At 40.9% G+C, this 16,589-nt stretch carries 19 protein-coding genes and 1 pseudogene; 12 read left to right on the top strand and 8 right to left on the bottom strand.

The window, feature by feature from the left end; translation table 11 throughout:
- Positions 1–226 precede the first annotated feature (226 nt).
- Positions 227–1,771 carry a flavin monoamine oxidase family protein gene (locus tag F6K20_RS04765; RefSeq protein ID WP_008188161.1) on the top strand — a complete coding sequence of 515 codons (1,545 nt, stop codon included), beginning with the start codon at positions 227–229 and terminating at the stop codon, positions 1,769–1,771.
- Positions 1,772–1,891: 120 nt separating this feature from the next.
- On the opposite strand, the pseudogene F6K20_RS04760 reads toward F6K20_RS04765, so the two are convergent.
- Positions 1,892–2,104: pseudogene (locus tag F6K20_RS04760) on the bottom strand (type II toxin-antitoxin system TacA family antitoxin); the annotation flags it as partial.
- Positions 2,105–2,482: 378 nt separating this feature from the next.
- On the opposite strand from F6K20_RS04760, the gene F6K20_RS04755 reads away from it, so the two are divergent.
- Both F6K20_RS04755 and F6K20_RS04750 read left to right on the top strand, forming a co-directional pair.
- Entirely contained in the window at positions 2,483–3,133 is a 651-nt protein-coding gene (locus F6K20_RS04755) for a Uma2 family endonuclease (RefSeq protein ID WP_008188158.1), read from the top strand.
- A gap of 289 nt (positions 3,134–3,422) precedes the next feature.
- Positions 3,423–3,758 carry a XisI protein gene (locus F6K20_RS04750; protein ID WP_287293922.1) on the top strand — a complete coding sequence of 112 codons (336 nt, stop codon included), beginning with the start codon at positions 3,423–3,425 and terminating at the stop codon, positions 3,756–3,758.
- Positions 3,759–4,149: 391 nt separating this feature from the next.
- Here F6K20_RS04750 and F6K20_RS04745 read toward each other — a convergent pair whose 3' ends face one another.
- Complete coding sequence (locus F6K20_RS04745; RefSeq protein WP_287256723.1) at positions 4,150–4,389, bottom strand: hypothetical protein; 240 nt, start codon at positions 4,387–4,389, stop codon at positions 4,150–4,152.
- Between the two features lie 179 nt (positions 4,390–4,568).
- Between F6K20_RS04745 and F6K20_RS04740 the strand changes: the two genes are divergently transcribed.
- From F6K20_RS04740 to F6K20_RS04705, 8 genes are all read left to right on the top strand, one after another.
- On the top strand, positions 4,569–4,736 hold the full coding sequence (locus tag F6K20_RS04740; RefSeq protein ID WP_287293919.1) for a hypothetical protein: 168 nt from the start codon (positions 4,569–4,571) through the stop codon (positions 4,734–4,736).
- Positions 4,737–4,790: 54 nt separating this feature from the next.
- Positions 4,791–5,765, top strand: coding sequence for an Rpn family recombination-promoting nuclease/putative transposase (locus F6K20_RS04735; protein ID WP_008188154.1), 975 nt, complete (start codon positions 4,791–4,793; stop codon positions 5,763–5,765).
- A gap of 74 nt (positions 5,766–5,839) precedes the next feature.
- On the top strand, positions 5,840–6,487 hold the full coding sequence (locus F6K20_RS04730) for a Uma2 family endonuclease (protein ID WP_287293925.1): 648 nt from the start codon (positions 5,840–5,842) through the stop codon (positions 6,485–6,487).
- Positions 6,488–6,650: 163 nt separating this feature from the next.
- Complete coding sequence (locus tag F6K20_RS04725) at positions 6,651–7,067, top strand: XisH family protein (RefSeq protein WP_287293917.1); 417 nt, start codon at positions 6,651–6,653, stop codon at positions 7,065–7,067.
- Positions 7,055–7,390 (top strand): XisI protein, encoded by a 336-nt coding sequence (locus F6K20_RS04720; protein WP_071106275.1) that lies wholly within the window; start codon positions 7,055–7,057, stop codon positions 7,388–7,390. Before F6K20_RS04725 ends, F6K20_RS04720 begins: the two co-directional genes overlap by 13 nt.
- 131 nt (positions 7,391–7,521) lie before the next feature.
- A complete protein-coding gene (locus F6K20_RS04715; RefSeq protein ID WP_287293915.1) occupies positions 7,522–8,073 on the top strand; it encodes a Uma2 family endonuclease in 552 nt (183 codons plus the stop codon).
- A gap of 61 nt (positions 8,074–8,134) precedes the next feature.
- Positions 8,135–8,524: a hypothetical protein gene (locus tag F6K20_RS04710; RefSeq protein ID WP_008188151.1), complete on the top strand. Its 390-nt coding sequence runs from the start codon at positions 8,135–8,137 to the stop codon at positions 8,522–8,524.
- A gap of 123 nt (positions 8,525–8,647) precedes the next feature.
- Complete coding sequence (locus F6K20_RS04705; protein WP_008188150.1) at positions 8,648–9,388, top strand: sulfotransferase-like domain-containing protein; 741 nt, start codon at positions 8,648–8,650, stop codon at positions 9,386–9,388.
- A gap of 242 nt (positions 9,389–9,630) precedes the next feature.
- On the opposite strand, the gene F6K20_RS04700 is transcribed toward F6K20_RS04705, so the two are convergent.
- From F6K20_RS04700 to F6K20_RS04675, 6 genes are all read right to left on the bottom strand, one after another.
- Positions 9,631–10,374 (bottom strand): CmcI family methyltransferase, encoded by a 744-nt coding sequence (locus F6K20_RS04700; protein WP_008188149.1) that lies wholly within the window; start codon positions 10,372–10,374, stop codon positions 9,631–9,633.
- 133 nt (positions 10,375–10,507) lie between these two features.
- Positions 10,508–10,891 (bottom strand): cupin domain-containing protein, encoded by a 384-nt coding sequence (locus tag F6K20_RS04695; RefSeq protein ID WP_008188148.1) that lies wholly within the window; start codon positions 10,889–10,891, stop codon positions 10,508–10,510.
- 65 nt (positions 10,892–10,956) lie between these two features.
- Positions 10,957–12,711, bottom strand: coding sequence for a beta-eliminating lyase-related protein (locus F6K20_RS04690; protein WP_008188147.1), 1,755 nt, complete (start codon positions 12,709–12,711; stop codon positions 10,957–10,959).
- 33 nt (positions 12,712–12,744) lie between these two features.
- Positions 12,745–13,587, bottom strand: a complete 843-nt coding sequence (locus F6K20_RS04685; protein WP_008188146.1) for a TauD/TfdA family dioxygenase — start codon at positions 13,585–13,587, stop codon at positions 12,745–12,747.
- Between the two features lie 18 nt (positions 13,588–13,605).
- Positions 13,606–14,787, bottom strand: coding sequence for a TauD/TfdA family dioxygenase (locus F6K20_RS04680; RefSeq protein WP_008188145.1), 1,182 nt, complete (start codon positions 14,785–14,787; stop codon positions 13,606–13,608).
- A gap of 53 nt (positions 14,788–14,840) precedes the next feature.
- A complete protein-coding gene (locus F6K20_RS04675; RefSeq protein WP_008188144.1) occupies positions 14,841–16,151 on the bottom strand; it encodes a DUF3326 domain-containing protein in 1,311 nt (436 codons plus the stop codon).
- A gap of 266 nt (positions 16,152–16,417) precedes the next feature.
- Between F6K20_RS04675 and F6K20_RS04670 the strand changes: the two genes are divergently transcribed.
- A partial coding sequence (locus F6K20_RS04670; protein ID WP_287293924.1) for a Uma2 family endonuclease occupies positions 16,418–16,589 on the top strand: 172 nt, incomplete at its 3' end.

Genomic DNA, 16,589 nt, shown 5'->3' with positions numbered 1-16,589 from the left:
CCCGCGTGAAGGCGCTGCATCGCTTATTCAAAAGCTGATACGCGACACGCTGATACGCGACACGCTGATAGCTGAATGCTTACAAGTCTGGGGAGTAATCCCCTGGTAATGGTTAACTAGTTAGGGGAGTTATCCCTCAAAAAACGCGATGCGCGAGCATTGAGCCGCTACGGGAAGACATTTTTAAGGGAAAATCAGTCTAAGCCCTAATTTCGGATAACGCTCGATGTTTAACCCTTACCGCCATACACAAGAGTTAGAGGAACCTTTTTCCTTTGAGCGCCTGTATCGTCATCCTGGTTCCCTTAGTCCCTACGATCAAGGTGGTACTCGCAAACGAATTGCGATTATCGGTGGAGGAATTGCAGGACTCGTAAGTGCTTACGAACTGAGTCAACTCAACCATCAAGTTACTGTATTAGAAGCTGATTCTCGCCTCGGAGGAAGAATTAAGACTCATTATTTTAGTGATGGCACTTATGGGGAATTAGGCGCAATGCGAATTCCTACTAGTCATGGCTGCACTTTACACTATATAGATAAATTTAATTTACCAAAAAGACCTTTTATTAATTACAATCCCGCCGCTTTTTATTATCTACGGGGTAATAAAACTCGTTTAGATAATTACCAAGAGTTGTTTGCTGTTTACAATTTAAACCCTGATGAGCAACAAGACCCAGGGGTAATTTACGACCAATTATTGGAAGAATTAATCGATTCTTTGACTGAAAAAGATAAATGGGAGTTATTTGCGCCCACTTTTACCAGTGATCAAGTTATAAAATGGGATACCCTAACGGTTACCGACTATTTTCGCAGTCATCTTTCTGCTGATGCTTTTGACTTACTCGGTCATGCTACTGGAGCCATTCATTACGACAAAGTATCTCTGTTAAATGGTTTAATTGATTTCTTTGCCTGGCATCGAGTAGAACAATATGAACTAATCGGAGGACTGGAAACCTTAATTAAGGCTTTGGTTAAAAGCATATCAGGCACAATCCAGACTGAAGCCAGAGTAACAAATATAGAAATGACCGATAGAGGGGTTCGCCTTGTCTGGAATAAGCTGGATCAGCAACAAATCGCAGAATTTGACTATATTATCTGTACTATTCCTGCTACTGCTCTGGCTCAGATTAATTTTGAGCCTAGTTTACCTAGCCAACAACGGGAAGCGATTAACAATTTGGGGTATTGCAGTGCCAGTAAAACTCTATTACACTGTACCGCTCGTCCTTGGGAATTTGCCGATCATGTTTATGGGGGTGGTAGCTTTACGGATTTAAATTTCGAAAAGTGTTGGTATCCTTCTGATAATGCTCAATTAGACTCAACCAAGCTTTCTCAACCTCATATTGTTGCTAAAGATAAGGATATTTCTTATCAGCCATCAGTATTAACGGCTGCTTATCGCTGGGAAGATAATTCCAGAAAATTTAGAACTTTAGAGGAAACAGCTAAAACCGATTTAACCCTAGACGAAGTTTCCCAACTGCATCCTGATATTAAAGACTATACCGATGATATTATTCATAGTATCTGGGATGAAGATAATCAGTCTGGTTCTGGTTCTTATGCCTATTTTGCTCCAGGGGATCGGGAGAAATATCAACCATTACTCGGTCAAGCTTATCCAGTAGATAATCCTCGTGTTTTCTTTGCAGGGGAACACTTGGCAATTAATCATGCTTCAGTTCAAGGAGCGGTGCAAACAGCGGTTTCAGCAGTTATCGATCTTCTGGAAAGTTCTATTTTTGAGATTTAATCGATTCTATTTCTTTTCCTGGCTTGTCAAGCACTACCTAAACTAGATAAAGGTAAAAACAACAATAATTGATGCTCTTTAGTTCCTTCAAACCCGTATCCCTCATAATAAGCGATAATTTCAATCTTTTTCACTGAAAAAAGCCTGATGACGTTGGATAGCTTCTTGTAAATGCTTATTAGGGGCAGGCGGATTTTCAATCAGACTAAAAATTCTATCCGCATCTTGGGGTGATAAGTGAATCACCTGTTCTGTATTAATCACTTTTTGGGCTTCTTTCACCTGAGCCTGAACCATAAATTGATTTAAGGTTGCCCCTGTTAAATCCGCAGCCGTAAGTATTCAGCCGTCAGCTATCAGCTAAAGGCCTACGGCCACGCTACGCGAACAGCTTAAGCCCTACAGATGGTGCTACTTGAGGTGCTAGCAGGCGCTTTAACTGAGCGAGGTCGGATGAGTAAAACGAGCAGGGATTTTCAATCAGGCCTACCAGCACCGCCCAGATTGCTTACTACCTCCTGTTGATTAGCTGACGGCTGACGGCTGATAGCTGAATGCTTACGTATCTTTGACCGATGCAGGAAGCCTAGCTGTCACGCGAGTATCATTAGGGGTGGTACTTGCCATCTGAATTTATTATTCAATTTCTTTTACTATAACAGAATGGTGTCATTTTGTCACCAGAAATTTCAGCTTCAAGAATAACGATCTATGACTCAATCCAAAGCCGAACCCAAATTATACAGCTTTGATGAATTTATCAGCTGGTATCCCGAAAACTCAGCAGTCCGTTACGAGCTACATGATGGAGTAATTATTGAAATGCCCAAGCCAAAGGGTAAACATTCAAATCTAACCGGTTCCCTGATTGAGCAATTATTGATAGTTATTAGGCAGATAGATAAAGGAGGTATTTGGACTATTCCTAGAGAGTCAATTGTTAAACCAAAACGGGAAAACTCAGGTTATGAACCGGACATTATTGTTTTGAACCAAGACGTTATGGAGGCTGAATCTCGCTGGGAAAGCGAATCAATTATTCAAAATCCTGATTCAGTCAAATTAATCGTCGAGGTTGTTTCAACTAATTGGCGTGACGATTACTACAATAAACTTCGAGATTATGTTCGCGTAGCGTCTCGAAGAGAAGAGATGGGCATCGAGGAATATTGGATTATCGATTATGCAGCATTGGGGGCGAGAAAATTTATTGGCAACCCCAAGCAACCCACATTTTTTGTTTGTAGTTTGGTTGACGGCGAATATCAGATGACGCCCTTTACGGGAAATACTCCCATTGTTTCCCCGACTTTTCCCCAGTTCAAATTATCCCCAGAGCAGATTTTCAAGCTGGCTTTGTAGGAAAACGTTAGCCAGCAGCATTGTAAGCATTCAGCTATCAGCTATCAGCTATCAGCTATCAGCTATCAGCTATCAGCTATTGGCCGTAGGTCAGGCTAGGCCAACATTTTATGCGCTACAGATGGTGCTACTCGAGGTGCTTTTGAATAAAATAAGTTCACTGCTGACGGCTGACGGCTGACGGCTGAATACTTACGCAGCATTCATCTCAAGCTTTCGCACAACAAACGATTCAAGAATCTCAAATACACCTATTGCTATATGATCCAAATCAGGAGGTAATTTTGCAGTGGATAAGTTAATTCAGTATCGTCGTCTGATTCAAGAAATATTGAAAAAGCATAGTCTGGTTAAGCTAGCCAATGAAGATATCAAAGTCTATAAATTCTTCGATCCTGAGCAAGATCATTATCAAGTCTTTCATGCAGGATGGCAAAATTATCGTCGTGTTTTCGGACCTTTGATTCACATTGATATTATTGATGGAAAAATCTGGATTCAACATGATGGCACCGAGTTTGGGGTGGCGAATGAGTTACTTGAATTAGGGATACCGAAGCAGGATATTGTCCTAGGGTATCATGCCCCATTTATGCGTCACTATGATGGATTTGCTGTTGGTTAGAAAGTAGATATTTATGGTTTTTTAGGGAACAGGGAACAGGGAACAGGGAACAGGGAACAGGGAACAGATTAGAGTCCGACGCAAAAAAAAGCCCTGGGATCAGAGGGAATTACTGCTCCCTAAAAACCAATAATTTGTAGCTCAGTTAATAAAAAATTTAGGTAAATAAATTACACATAATTGAGTCTAAAAATTGTCAATAAAAATAATTGTAAATAAATGTAAAATATTTTTATTATCTCTTGCATTTTTTCGAGGATTTATGTATACTAAATAAAGTAGACGACTGATACTAATAACCGCGCTGGTCATGCCCGTTAATCATCTCCAGCGCGGTTTTCCTCCCACCTAAATAGGAGCTACTTCCATGATGCCAAAAAAATCACGATTATCAATCCTGGCTTTTCAGCAACCCACCGGATCTCTCTTGGGGATACGGCATTGTCTTGATGCAGTCGCTCATGGGGGAAACCCCCAAGACCGCGCTGCATCGCTTCTGAATCAAGGGATTAATATGAGTGGCATGGGCATCCTGCGCACCTGAAAAATGAAACAGGCAAGATGCCCGTTCCACAGCCAGATGCCCGTTCCACAGCCAGATACCCATGGCACGGCAAGATGCCCATGCCACAAAACTATTAAAATAATCCCGTATTTATGCAACGCCAAAATTTGTCCATCACCTTTTTGAAAAGCGCTCGCTATATAACTAATTATGGTGCCAACAAGCCCAGCCAAAACTGTTACTATAAAGGTAAATAAATTATAAGCATTCAGTAGTCAGCGTTCAGCGTTCAGCAGCAGTCAGCAGTGGCACAGGCTTTGGCCTTGGCCTTTTGGCCTTTTGGCCACGCTACGCGAACGGCCACGCGTGCGCGTTTGGCCACGCTGTGCGAACGACGCTGGGACTTAACTCAGATTAAACCAATCCTTACCTTTTTTATTCAAAAGTTCCGTAGCGCATTAGCTAATAGCTGAATGCTTACAAAAAATTAACTAACAACTAAACGGTTTAATTAACCCTGTAAAACCATGAGATTCATTAGTCCTAAAACTGACTTTGCTTTCAAGAAAATCTTTGGATCAGATCAGAGTAAAGATATTCTGATTTCCTTCCTTAATGCCATGATTTACTCCGGTAATTCTGTCATCCAGGATTTAGAAATTATAGATCCCTACAGTGCGGGGGATGTGGTTGATTTAAAAGACACCTATCTGGATGTTAAGGCAGTATTAGAGAATGGAACGACTGTGATCATTGAAATGCAGCTCTGGAATGTAGAGGCTTTCGAAAAGCGAGTCGTTTATAATTTGTGCAAAACCTACGGGAATCAACTTAAATCCGGACAGGGATATTTCGATCTCAATCCGGTCATTGCTTTAACTATCACTGATTTTAAGCTGTTCCCTTCAACAGAGAAAGTCATTAGCAGTTTTTACTTTCAAGAAGAAGAAGACCACTTGCCTTATCAGGAAAATGAGTTAAAAATGGTGTTTGTGGAACTTCCCAAATTTACTAAGCAGCTGGAAGAGTTAGAAAGTTTGGTAGATAAGTGGATCTATTTTATCAAAGATGCTCCCAGCTTAGAAGTTATTCCTGATCAGATGAGGGAAATACCACAGCTGGAACAAGCTTTAACTATAGCCAATCAAGCTGGGTTGAGTGTGTCAGAATTGGAAAAGATCCGCAAACAGGAGATGTTCTGGGAGGATAGGCGAGGTGCATTGAGTCTAGCGAAAAGGGAAGGACGAGAAGAGGGAATAGAAGAAGGACGAGAAGAGGGCAGAGAAGAGGGCAGAGAAGAGGGCAGAGAAGAGGGCAGATTAGAAGGTGAAAGAAGCTTACTATTGCGACAGCTTGAGCGCCGCTTTGGAAAACTAACAAGTAATGCCTTCGCATTGCTTGAAGCCTTGAATTCCCAAGACCTAGAACGCTTATCAGAAGCAATCTGGGATTTTAAGACCAGTGAGGATTTACTCAACTGGCTCCAAGAGCACTCTAACTAACGGTAGCTATGCCTTAGTTGCCTAAAATCAGACTAGACCTCTTGGAAAAATTGGGAATCAAAACCGATTACTGTATGGCTGTTACTCTCCTACTCCAACAACTTACCGTTCCCCCAGGCCAAAGACTGTTGATTCATAACCTAGAGTGGGCTGAATTTGAGTCTGTTCTAGAAGAACTAGGGGAACATCGCTCTGCCCGTATTGCCTATAGCCACGGAACCTTAGAAATCAGAATGCCTACCCCAGAACACGAAGTCGATAAAGAACTGCTCGGTGATTTGGTTAAAATTTTGCTTGATGAGTTAGAAATCGACTGCGAGTGCTTTGGTTCCACTACCTTCAAGGGAGAAAATATGGACAGTGGCATTGAACCGGATCAATGCTTCTACATCCAAAACCACGCTAGAATGCGAGGCAAGCGGCGCGTCGATCTCACCATTGACCCACCGCCAGATCTAGCCATTGAAGTGGATGTCACCTCCAAGACTCAACTGGATGTCTATGCCAACTTAGGTGTGCCTGAACTCTGGCGCTATGAAAAAAATCAACTCAGGATTGACCTATTGCAAGGAGGTGAGTACCGGCAAGTTACCACCAGTCCGACCTTCCCCAGATTACCAATTCCAGACCTGGTAGCAGACGTTTTAGCTCAAAGCCGTGAGACCGGGAGAAGTCCTGCATTACGAGCTTTTCGCCAAAGACTAAAGCAACTGCTTCAATAAATTGATAGTTTAGTTTTGGGGGATAACCCGATAGGAATCAGTAATGTAATTGACTTCTAAAACACTACCAAAACTAGATCAAGGCAACAACAATAATGTCCATTATTTCGTACCATCAAACCCCTATCCATCATAATCAGCTAATGTTATAAAATATTATCCTATGCCAGCTAAAGATATCTTTCATGATACTGTTAAAAACGCCCTAATCAAGGAAGGTTGGATAATTACTGATGATCCTCTCTATCTTGATTATGGGGGAGTTGATATGTATGTTGACTTAGGGGCAGAAAAATTAATTGCAGCCCAAAAAGATCAACAAAAAATTGCTGTAGAAATTAAAAGTTTTAATCGTCCTTCTTTAATTTCTGAATTTCATAATGCTTTAGGGCAGTTTCTTAATTATCGCCTGGTATTAGAAACTATTGAACCAGAAAGAAAAATTTATTTAGCCATTAGCGAAGATGTTTACGAAGCATTTTTTACTCTGGTTTTTACTCAAAAGGCAGTGAATAACTATCAACTTAAACTACTTGTATATGATATCAAAAATGAGGTTATTAAACAATGGAAAAACTAAATAACTATAGAGAATTAGTCAAAAAGCTCATCAATAAATATGGGCAATATAAACCTAAATATGGAGATATTGAAGTCCAAAAAATCTTTGATGTTCAAGGAGATCACTATCAACTGATGAACGTGGGGTGGCATGGAAATCGGCGATTAAGAGGCTGTGTTCTCCAAATTGACCTTAAAAACGACAAAATTTGGATACAACATGATGGCACAGAAATTGGCGTTGCCAATGAATTAGTAGAATGGGGTGTTCCCCCTGAAGATATCGTCTTAGCTTACCATGCTCCTTTTAAACGCCAATATACTGGATTTGGTGTTGATTGATTAAATATAGCAATTCTATTTTCCATGAGGTAAAAAGGGATCCCCCTAAATCCCCCTTAATAAGGGGGACTTTGAGGTTTATAAGTGTACCTCATAAATGCAATAACCGCTATAAATAGGATATTTTAAAAATGCCTAGTTTAACAGTAAAAGATTTAGAAAAGCTGCAAGCACAGCATCCTGATTATCAGATGGAACTAGTGGCTGGAGAAATTATTGTTATGAGTCCTTCAGGTATAGAATCGGATCAAGTAGCTGCTGCTATTGTTACCCAGTTATCAAACTGGGTACGACCTCGTAGACTAGGCAGGGTAACTGCTTCTAGTGGTGGTTTTCGTTTACCGAACGAAGATGGAGATGTCCGCGCACCCGATGCTTCTTTTATCCGAGCCGAACGTTTACCTCGCACTACAGAAGGTTACGCGGAGTTAGTTCCTGACTTGATGTTTGAAGTTAAATCTAGAACTGATAGTTTGGCTAAATTACGCCGGAAGATCCAGCAATTTATGGAATTGGGGACTCAAGTTGGGGTGTTAGTGGATCCGAGAACTCGCACCATGGAAGTTTATCGCCTCAATAGAGATAAGATTGTGCTGGGGGATGGGGATGTGCTGGAAGTACCGGAATTACTTCCTGGGTGGGAATTGTCTGTAGTGGAAGTTTGGGCTCCTGAATTTGATTGATAAAACCAGTTTATTATTCTAAGGTATTACGTTAATTTTGAATGTTTAAAAGGTATTTTATATGATTATAACGAATGTCAATATTAGTCAAAAGTCTCAAGAAATTTTGAGAAAAGCGGCGGCGGAAAAACGAATGTCTGTAGAGGATATGGCTTCAGAAATATTAAGCGATGCAGCGCCTTCACGCGGGGGTCTCCCCCACTCGCTATTGCATCAAGACAATGAAGCTATTCAAAATAAGCTTTCCGGAATTGCCACTATTGGTGAAGTCAAAAGCGATGCAGCGCCTTCACGCGGGGGTTTCCCCCACTCGCTATTGCATCAAGACAAGGAATATCCTATCTTACCATTGGCAAACAAGCAGCCCTACGCATACTATGCCGATCCTGAAGAGCCAGCTATCCCTCTAGAAGACTGGGATATGGAGAAGAGTTCTGAAGAGGTTTTATGATTTTTATGGACACTCATATTTTTGTTTGGTGGAATCAGAACGATCCTAAACTGACGTGCTCCTTATAAACTGTCCTCTGGTAACAGAGGCATTGACTCTAACATCTACTATTGAGATCTAGCCATGAAAAAAATTTTGGTATTATGGACAACTTTTCGATCAACATCCACCGCTTTTAAAATGATGATGCAAGCAAGGGGAGACTTTATTGTTCTTCATGAACCCTTTAGCCTATACTATTTCGGTAGCGAGGAAAGGAAATCTGATCGCTGTGCAAAAGCTGAGATTAATCCAGCTTATAATTTTCAACCCCTATTCCAAGACCTAATCAATAAGGCTCAAAGCCAACCTGTCTTTATTAAAGATATGGCTTTATATATTTACGAGCGAGCCGATGAAGCTTTTTTATCCCACTTTAACCACACTTTCCTTATTCGCCATCCTGCCAAAAGCCTTCCTTCTCTATTTGCCGGTTGGCCTGACTTCCACTTAAGTGAAACTGGGTATGCAGAACTTTACCAATTGTTTGAAGTCACCAAAGCCTTTCTGGGACAAGTCCCCCCCCTCATTGACTCAGATGACTTGGTACAAAAACCAGAGGCCACGATTAAAGCTTACTGTGATGCTGTAGGAATTCCGTTTATGCCCCAAGCGTTAAAATGGGATCCTAAGATATGCTCTAAAATATGGACTCTTCCATGGGAAGGAGATTGGCACACTTACTTACAATCGAGTCGGGAATTTAAAGAAAGGGACAGAAAAAATTACGTTAGTGTTGAAAACAATGAACACTTGAAGCAGGCCTATGACTACTGTTTACCTTATTACCAAAGACTTTATGAACATCGACTGCGGATTGAATAACCACTTTTAACTACAGACTTTAAGCAATGAAAAGAGTAGTTTTTATCCTTCGTAGGGGAAATGGGTAGTGGTGCATTGTAATGATATCGGTAACGGTATGGTGAGGGTTTCAGCCCCCACCCAGCATCACTATGCAGGACTACCTAATCTTCTAAGTCATCAATAGAAACTTTACACTTAAACCTCTTTTTTTGCAAATCGTTTATTATTTCGTTTATTCTAGATTTGTTAGTCATTGTTATTTACATCCTTTTTAACATCGAATTCCAATTCTTCGAGCCGTTATAACCAAACAAATCTTGATAGTAAGTATCAATTAAGTACTCATTTTGATGCTGAATCATCCAGTTTTTGAGTAAATCAAGCTTACATTTCATCCGTTCAATAAATTCTTGATCTTCCCAATCTGACCAAGCCTCCCATAAAGCTTTATTTGTGTCTTCAATAATTAAATAATCTCCATTTTGTAACCCATTATTATGAAAATAATCCAGTATCCCGACTAAATTAACATGAGCATCTTCTATGATTAACCAAGGATGAGGAAGTGTAGAAAGCAGTGTGGTCGATAAAACCAGATCGATCTGGTTACAATCGCCTTCCAAAAATTTTATCTTGGGTTGGGCTTTGGCTTTTTCATCAAGTAAGGATAAATCGATATCAACAGAGTAGACAAGACCTTCAATCTCAAATAACTTCAACTGATCTGCTAACCATACTGCACTTCCTCCAGTATCTGCACCAAGTTCAATAATTGTCTTTGGTTGGAGTTCGTAAATCAGCATTGGATAAAGGGCAATTTCTATAGGACTTTTGTCCATTGGTATCCCTTTCCAGGTTTGTAAATGATAGTTTTCAGTCAGAGGTCTCCAAATCCCCTTGGGAAGGGAGCAGATATCTTCTCGATCAGAAATTTTGACAAGTCTTTTATTCTGTGAGATTTCTTGATCAGATCTAATGAATTGATCAGCACTTTGATTCTTCATTGGGATCACTCCTCAAACAGATTTAACTGGGTGCATCTCATTTTTGAAGTTTGACCTCGTGGTGCGTTACGGGACGTACTTCCACAAAACTGGCTACAGCTTGCTTCTTGGCGAGTCCGTCTTATCACGCACCCTACGGCACTTTTTTACAAATATGAGATGCACCCGATTTAACTTTTGGTGATCGTATTTTCCCCTCTTCAATACCAACCCCATCTTCATTCCACTGCCAATCAAAAGCATAGATCCAATACAGACAGGTGGAATTTCCATATCTAGTTTTGTGAGGTACTTTAGCAGGTATTTTGAATATTTCACCAATGGGAGGATAGTAAGTTTGACCTTGAAAATAAATCTCCATTTCTCCTTCTATAAGGATAATAAATTCGTCAGTTTTATGACCTGGATTTGACCAAGATTCCACAGAATTTGTTTGATAAATTTCGCATTTAAAACCTTTTTGTTCCCATTCTTTTTTTAATTCTTCTAAACCTAGATTAATTTTTGATTTATTCATGGTTTTTCCTGTTATGTTAGATATTTACTCACATTAAAAGAGAAATGGTATATTTGGACTTAATATCAGTTATTAAGTTTCCTTTTTTTTAAAGCAAGCAGATACATCAACTTGGCTTCGTCATATATCGGAAAACCCTCTTCACTAACTAATGTCCACGGTAATTTATCTAAGTCTATCTGCATTTTACGGCGATAGTCTTCCCGTATGGTTAATAAAAAAATTCCCTCCTCTTTTAAAATACCGAATAGATTGTTTAAAACTGCAACTCCAGCATGAGCATAAGCAAAAACTCCTGCTGCAATAATAGCATCAAAAGTTACTGAATTGCTAAAAATTTGGGAATCTTCTAGATTACACTGATGCAGACTTTGATATACTTGTCTCTCTTTAGCGATCGCCAGCATTTTTTCTGACAAATCCGCAGCAGTCAGATTAGTATATCCCTGTTGGGCTAAGGCTTCACCCACTAACCCTGTCCCAGCACCAGCATCTAAGATTGTGGCATCTTTCTTAGGAAGCAGTTTGCTTAATGTCCGTGCTATGTTGCCAGGCATAAAAGACCAATCTTCTCTTACATCTGCATCATAGGTATTTGCCCAACTATCGTAATTAGTTTTTAATTCCTCAGTGCTTTGGCTATCACAAATCATAGATAACCAAGGTCTTGTTTCTGAAATATCTTTGCCTTGTTCTCTGGACATCTTATGTTCTAACGCAATGGCATTTTCAGATCCCACCGAAGCCATAGAAAGAGAATAAAGCTTGCGGATAAATAGATCAATATCTTCCGGCTGAGTATCGAAATTGGTCATCCATCGAACTAATCCAGTAGAACTATCCCAAACATAAAAATGACAAACATTAACCAGAGCTTCGATCCAATTAGGTGGAATTTTCGCAAAGACAGCATTGGTCTCAACAGGATATACTATCTCAACTTCAGGTATGGTAGATACTTGTTCAGCAAGATACTTAGCCATTTTGTTTTCATGGCTAGCATTTTGCAGCCAGTGGTCATCTTTGAGTAACGCTAAAAACTGGGCGGCGATAAATCGAGCTTTTGAAGGCATCTGCATACTTTGTTTCCAGATAGCCGAAAAATTCCGACATAACGAGGGGTCAGAGTTAGTAAAGATGACTGCTTCTCCCATCAAAAGCCCATTTTTAGTTCCACCAAAAGATATAGCATCAACACCGAGTTCCGTCGTTAGCGCACCCAAGGAACAATTAAGTGAAGCTGCAGCATTGACAAGACGTGTGCCATCCATGTGAACCCTCATACCCTGCTGATGGGCATATTCCACTAAAGCTAAAATCTCCTTGGGACGATACACCGTTCCAAGTTCCGTGGACTGGGTTATGGATATCACACGAGGGATAGAGGCATGAACCTCCTCTTGCCAATACAAGTAACTTTCAATATCTTGAGGTCGCAGATGCCCATCAGCGGTTTCAATCGGAACTAACTTACTACCAATGAAATTCTCCACAGCCCCACATTCACTATGGTAGAGGTGTGCTTTACTAGAACAGAATATGGCTTCAAAAGAGCGACACAAACAAGCCAAAGCGAATACGTTGGAACCAGTCCCACCGAAAGTAAAAAATACCTGACAATCAGCCCCAAAATTTCTATGGAATTGTTCCATAGCTAAGCGCGTCCACTCATCTTCGCTATAGGCATGAGCGTGTCCTTGGTTAGCGGCTAGGATAGCCTTCATAATTTCGGGATCGACTCCAGCCTCATTATCTGAGGCCAGACCTCTGATCTTGGAATTGACTGGGGATTTTCGATCGCTTTGGGAATTCATCGGCATTTTTAATAGGAAGTATTACTCTAGAAAGTTGTTCTAAGTATTGGTTCTAAGTATTCTCAGTCGGCTTTCAAAGTCTTCCATATTTAAATAGCAGTTTACCATGCGTCTTTCCCCTTCATAAGCTAGTCGTCCATGCAAAAGACGCCAGTTGTCAAACAAGAGAACATTTCCAGGAGTGAGGCGAAAGCGATATTGATTGGCTGGGTCATCAATAATTTTACGCCATTCCCAAAGAGCCTCATAGACCTGTGTCGTTTGTTCTCCCCAGTAAAAAGGTGCGCGATCCATGTGATTGAATCGAATTCGTTTTACCTGGTTTTCAGCATCAAGTTTAATTAGAGGTTGCCTTGTTTCTAAATGGGTATCAACTTCTAAATAGTGCCCTGGCATATCAACCTTGGTAAGCAAGGAGAAAGCGTCAGGATATGATTCCCGGAGAGTTTGGGCAGCATAGAAGCCATCTATGAAAATACTCTCTCCACCAATATAATCGCGATCGAGAACGTGAAATACAATCAGTCCAGGGGGGTCGTAGGAATAAGTTCCATCGGTGTGGGCTGCCAGATACCCATTGGAATAGGCGCTATCAGCATGGGGTTCGCTAGTATCGGAGTCAGCAAAACCGCCAAAGATATCCATCCTAATATAAGCTACCCGTTCAATCAGTGCTCGGGTTGACTCACGATTAGGTGGTGTATTTGATACCATTCCCAGACCATAACAGGCAATATTCTCTAACCATTTTTTTAATCCCCTAGATTCACTCATTACTTCATTGAAAGTGACTGTGGGTAGCCCATTAGCAAATGTGTTGGCTGTCCAGAGGATTAAATTTTTGGGAGTCGAACTTTTGTCAATGGTGCTTAAGGTTGTCATGCTTAAAATTTTTATACTTTAAACCCCTTTCTTTTCACGAGCCTGGGGAACTGGACGTTGATAGGATTTGTTCTGAATTACGCGCAGACGACTATGGAAATCTTCCATATTTGACATACAGACAGCAAGGTGATGATTCCCATCCATCGCACTACCACCATGCAAGACACGCCAATTATCCCACAGCACCATTTCTCCTGGATTTAAGCTGAGTTTTCGATGTTGGGATTGCTCCTCAACCCATGCCTCAAACTGCTTCAAAGCAGCTTGCAAGGCTTGTTTGTTTGGCAAATCCTGCTCAGCAACAGCAAGTTGTGCTTTCGGATTGTAGCGTATACGCTTGAGTCGATCATAACTATCTAGGGTCACAATCGGATCTGAAGCAATCAGATTGATATCCTGCCTCAGGTACTGATAAGAAACAGTATTATTTTGTAATAAACTTAGAGTCTGGGGTGCTTCGCTTTTGATTCTGTCAACAAGCGCCAGACCATCAACAAAAATCATTTCCCAGGGTGAAATAGTTTGGTCGAGGCATTGAACCAGTTTGATACCTGGTGGGTCGTAATTAAAAGCTCCATCGGTATGAAGATGGGTTTCATCATAGTCGGAATTACTTGATGGTTTAATTTCGACTATGTCCCCCAAACTACTTTGCCGCAGATAGGCAATTCGGTGCATAAGTTGAGCCGCTTCAGCTTTACTCGCCTTGGCACCAATCACTTTACAGACTCCGACTTGGGTGAGATGTTCAACCAAGTGCCTTAATCCGATATCTGTGTCAATGACACTTCGATAATCAAGACTTGGTAAATCATTACTCCAGTATTTTCGTTCATCTACTGCTACGGAGTTTTCAAGATTAAGCATTCTCCATAGCCAATCATAGGAAAAGTAACTTTTGTGATTATCCTGCCATTGAATTATCAGCCCTGCGGTATCAGTATCTACAAGGACGTCTTCCCAGCTAAATCTCTCCCAGCCAATGAATACATCAAATTCTCTCTGGGCACTAGAAGTGAAACACTCACTACATTGACAGTGATCTCGCAGCCACATCCACGGTAAGCTTACCCTATCTAAATTATTGGTGACTTTATAAACCAAATCCACTTCGATGCCTTTGTCACTAGTCTGCCAAGATTGAACTTGAACCTTTTGAGATGATGAAGATAATGGGGATTTTTCAACACAATTCATGAAAATGAAACTTACTCCTCTAAGCTTTATACAATATAAAGTTTCAGGCTTTGCTACAGAAAAATCGGCTGAAGTTGCGGCATCGGGCGAATTGTACTTTCCACTGCAATACCATTACGTAAGGCTAACAGTAATCCCGCCGCCTCCATGTAGCTATTGACACGATATATCGGGTTGCCCTGAGTTTCGATTTGCAATCTTTCAGGAGTAATATCGTACTTAGTGGTATTATCTTTGATTAAGATTACGGGCACACCTTGGTCTAAACACGCTAAAAACGGAATATTACCCACGGTTGTTTCTGGCATTACCACCGCCGAAACATTCTCCACCGATATCCTAGTTTCCCCTGCGGCTACGGGAGTATCAAACCTTACCGGACGGGGAGAATTGATTAAACCATTGAGGGGGGAACAAACATAGGCACTGGAAATTAATTCTGCTCCATCCCTAGGGTCTACTAATTTCCCAAATCCCGTATGTTCCCACTCCAATAATAAGGGAGCATGGGCAGCAGTAAAGGGATAAAAATTAGTGAGCATGTGGGTCATAATTGCTTCCGCACCGCCCCAAGGATTGGGGATAGATTCCCCTCGGTAGTAAGCTTGACGTATTTTATCGTCTACTTCCAAAGTGGTCATTAAAGCCACCGCCCTAGCCGAAGAACTTTCCACCACATCTAGAGCCTTCATCAACTCGTCCATACCTTTAAATTCCCCGGAAGCATTACCATACTGGGAATAGGTACAGGCGGTTTCCACTGGGCCACCAGTTACCACTACTGGATCAATATTAATTCCCCCCACAGCGCGCAAGCCATTGAGAGCATTAATAACATTATTTAAAAATCTCTCATCTCTTGGCTTTTCAATAATCGCTGCGATGTTTTTGCGCTTTTCTGGAATCACTCCAATATTACCCAGTAGTAACTGACAAATCAGATTCCCTTCCAGATAAAGCACATTATCCTGACCGAAATAGATATCCGACGCAGTAACGGCATTGGGATTGGTGACCAGATAGTCACAAGCGGAGGCTAACAGATTGGTACTAGGAGTAGCATCTCCCGCAAAACCACCAATTTCTGCTCTGACTCCGGTGGGAATAATACTAACTGCGACAAATGGTTGGTTAGAAACCCGTTGACGAATATTAATATCAAGTAATGATGACCAAACCGGCTCTCTGTCTGTATCGATAAAGCTGGATTCAAAGGTGAGTGTGTCTCCTTCAACCTTGGTTAAAATCAAGCGAATGGGAACACCTGGTAAGGGAAGCGCAGCAATTTTTTGGGAAATTTCTCTCCAGGTGCGCTGTGAGGGAGGGCATTGGATTTCAAAATCTTTGGTATAGACTTGGGTCATTCTCTATATTTACTTATCTAACAACTTATTCAGCCAATGGTATGAATTTTACCCTAATCATCGACTGCCTTACGAATTAACTCATTAGGTCTAATTCCCATTGATTCAGCAATGGAGAAAACCTAGGGGAATCCATCTTTGAGCGTTCATTTCCTTGCCTCCTAAGTTTTCCACTTAGCCATAGTATCCTAAGAATTAATTTTCATGGTAAAAAAAATTGTTAAATTTTGTAAAAAAACCAGATCAGAATGGGGTGAATCCCTGTTTTGATAAACGAAGATGGAGATGTTCGCGCTCCCGATGCTTCTTTTATCCTAGCTGAACGTTTACCTCGCACCACAGAAGGTTACGCGGAGTTAGTTCCTGACTTGATGTTTGAAGTTAAATCTAGAACTGATAGTTTGGCTAAATTACGCCGGAAAATCCAGCAATTTCTGG

Source organism: Moorena sp. SIO2C4 (assembly GCF_010672485.1).
Lineage (GTDB): Bacteria > Cyanobacteriota > Cyanobacteriia > Cyanobacteriales > Coleofasciculaceae > Moorena > Moorena producens.
This window is presented reverse-complemented; position numbering and strand designations above follow the sequence as displayed.

Excerpts from the sequence above, each read along its gene's own strand:
- F6K20_RS04685 (WP_008188146.1), bottom strand. The coding sequence starts at position 13,587 with ATGACAACCTTAAGCACCATTGACAAAAGTTCGACTCCCAAAAATTTA.
- F6K20_RS04715 (WP_287293915.1), top strand. The coding sequence starts at position 7,522 with ATGCCTAGTTTAACAGTAAAAGATTTAGAAAAGCTGCAAGCACAGCAT.
- F6K20_RS04725 (WP_287293917.1), top strand. The coding sequence starts at position 6,651 with ATGCCAGCTAAAGATATCTTTCATGATACTGTTAAAAACGCCCTAATC.
- F6K20_RS04690 (WP_008188147.1), bottom strand. The coding sequence starts at position 12,711 with ATGCCGATGAATTCCCAAAGCGATCGAAAATCCCCAGTCAATTCCAAG.
- F6K20_RS04705 (WP_008188150.1), top strand. The coding sequence starts at position 8,648 with ATGAAAAAAATTTTGGTATTATGGACAACTTTTCGATCAACATCCACC.
- F6K20_RS04695 (WP_008188148.1), bottom strand. The coding sequence starts at position 10,891 with ATGAATAAATCAAAAATTAATCTAGGTTTAGAAGAATTAAAAAAAGAA.
- F6K20_RS04755 (WP_008188158.1), top strand. The coding sequence starts at position 2,483 with ATGACTCAATCCAAAGCCGAACCCAAATTATACAGCTTTGATGAATTT.
- F6K20_RS04730 (WP_287293925.1), top strand. The coding sequence starts at position 5,840 with ATGGCTGTTACTCTCCTACTCCAACAACTTACCGTTCCCCCAGGCCAA.
- F6K20_RS04700 (WP_008188149.1), bottom strand. The coding sequence starts at position 10,374 with ATGAAGAATCAAAGTGCTGATCAATTCATTAGATCTGATCAAGAAATC.
- F6K20_RS04675 (WP_008188144.1), bottom strand. The coding sequence starts at position 16,151 with ATGACCCAAGTCTATACCAAAGATTTTGAAATCCAATGCCCTCCCTCA.
- F6K20_RS04710 (WP_008188151.1), top strand. The coding sequence starts at position 8,135 with ATGATTATAACGAATGTCAATATTAGTCAAAAGTCTCAAGAAATTTTG.
- F6K20_RS04735 (WP_008188154.1), top strand. The coding sequence starts at position 4,791 with ATGAGATTCATTAGTCCTAAAACTGACTTTGCTTTCAAGAAAATCTTT.
- F6K20_RS04720 (WP_071106275.1), top strand. The coding sequence starts at position 7,055 with ATGGAAAAACTAAATAACTATAGAGAATTAGTCAAAAAGCTCATCAAT.
- F6K20_RS04680 (WP_008188145.1), bottom strand. The coding sequence starts at position 14,787 with ATGAATTGTGTTGAAAAATCCCCATTATCTTCATCATCTCAAAAGGTT.
- F6K20_RS04765 (WP_008188161.1), top strand. The coding sequence starts at position 227 with ATGTTTAACCCTTACCGCCATACACAAGAGTTAGAGGAACCTTTTTCC.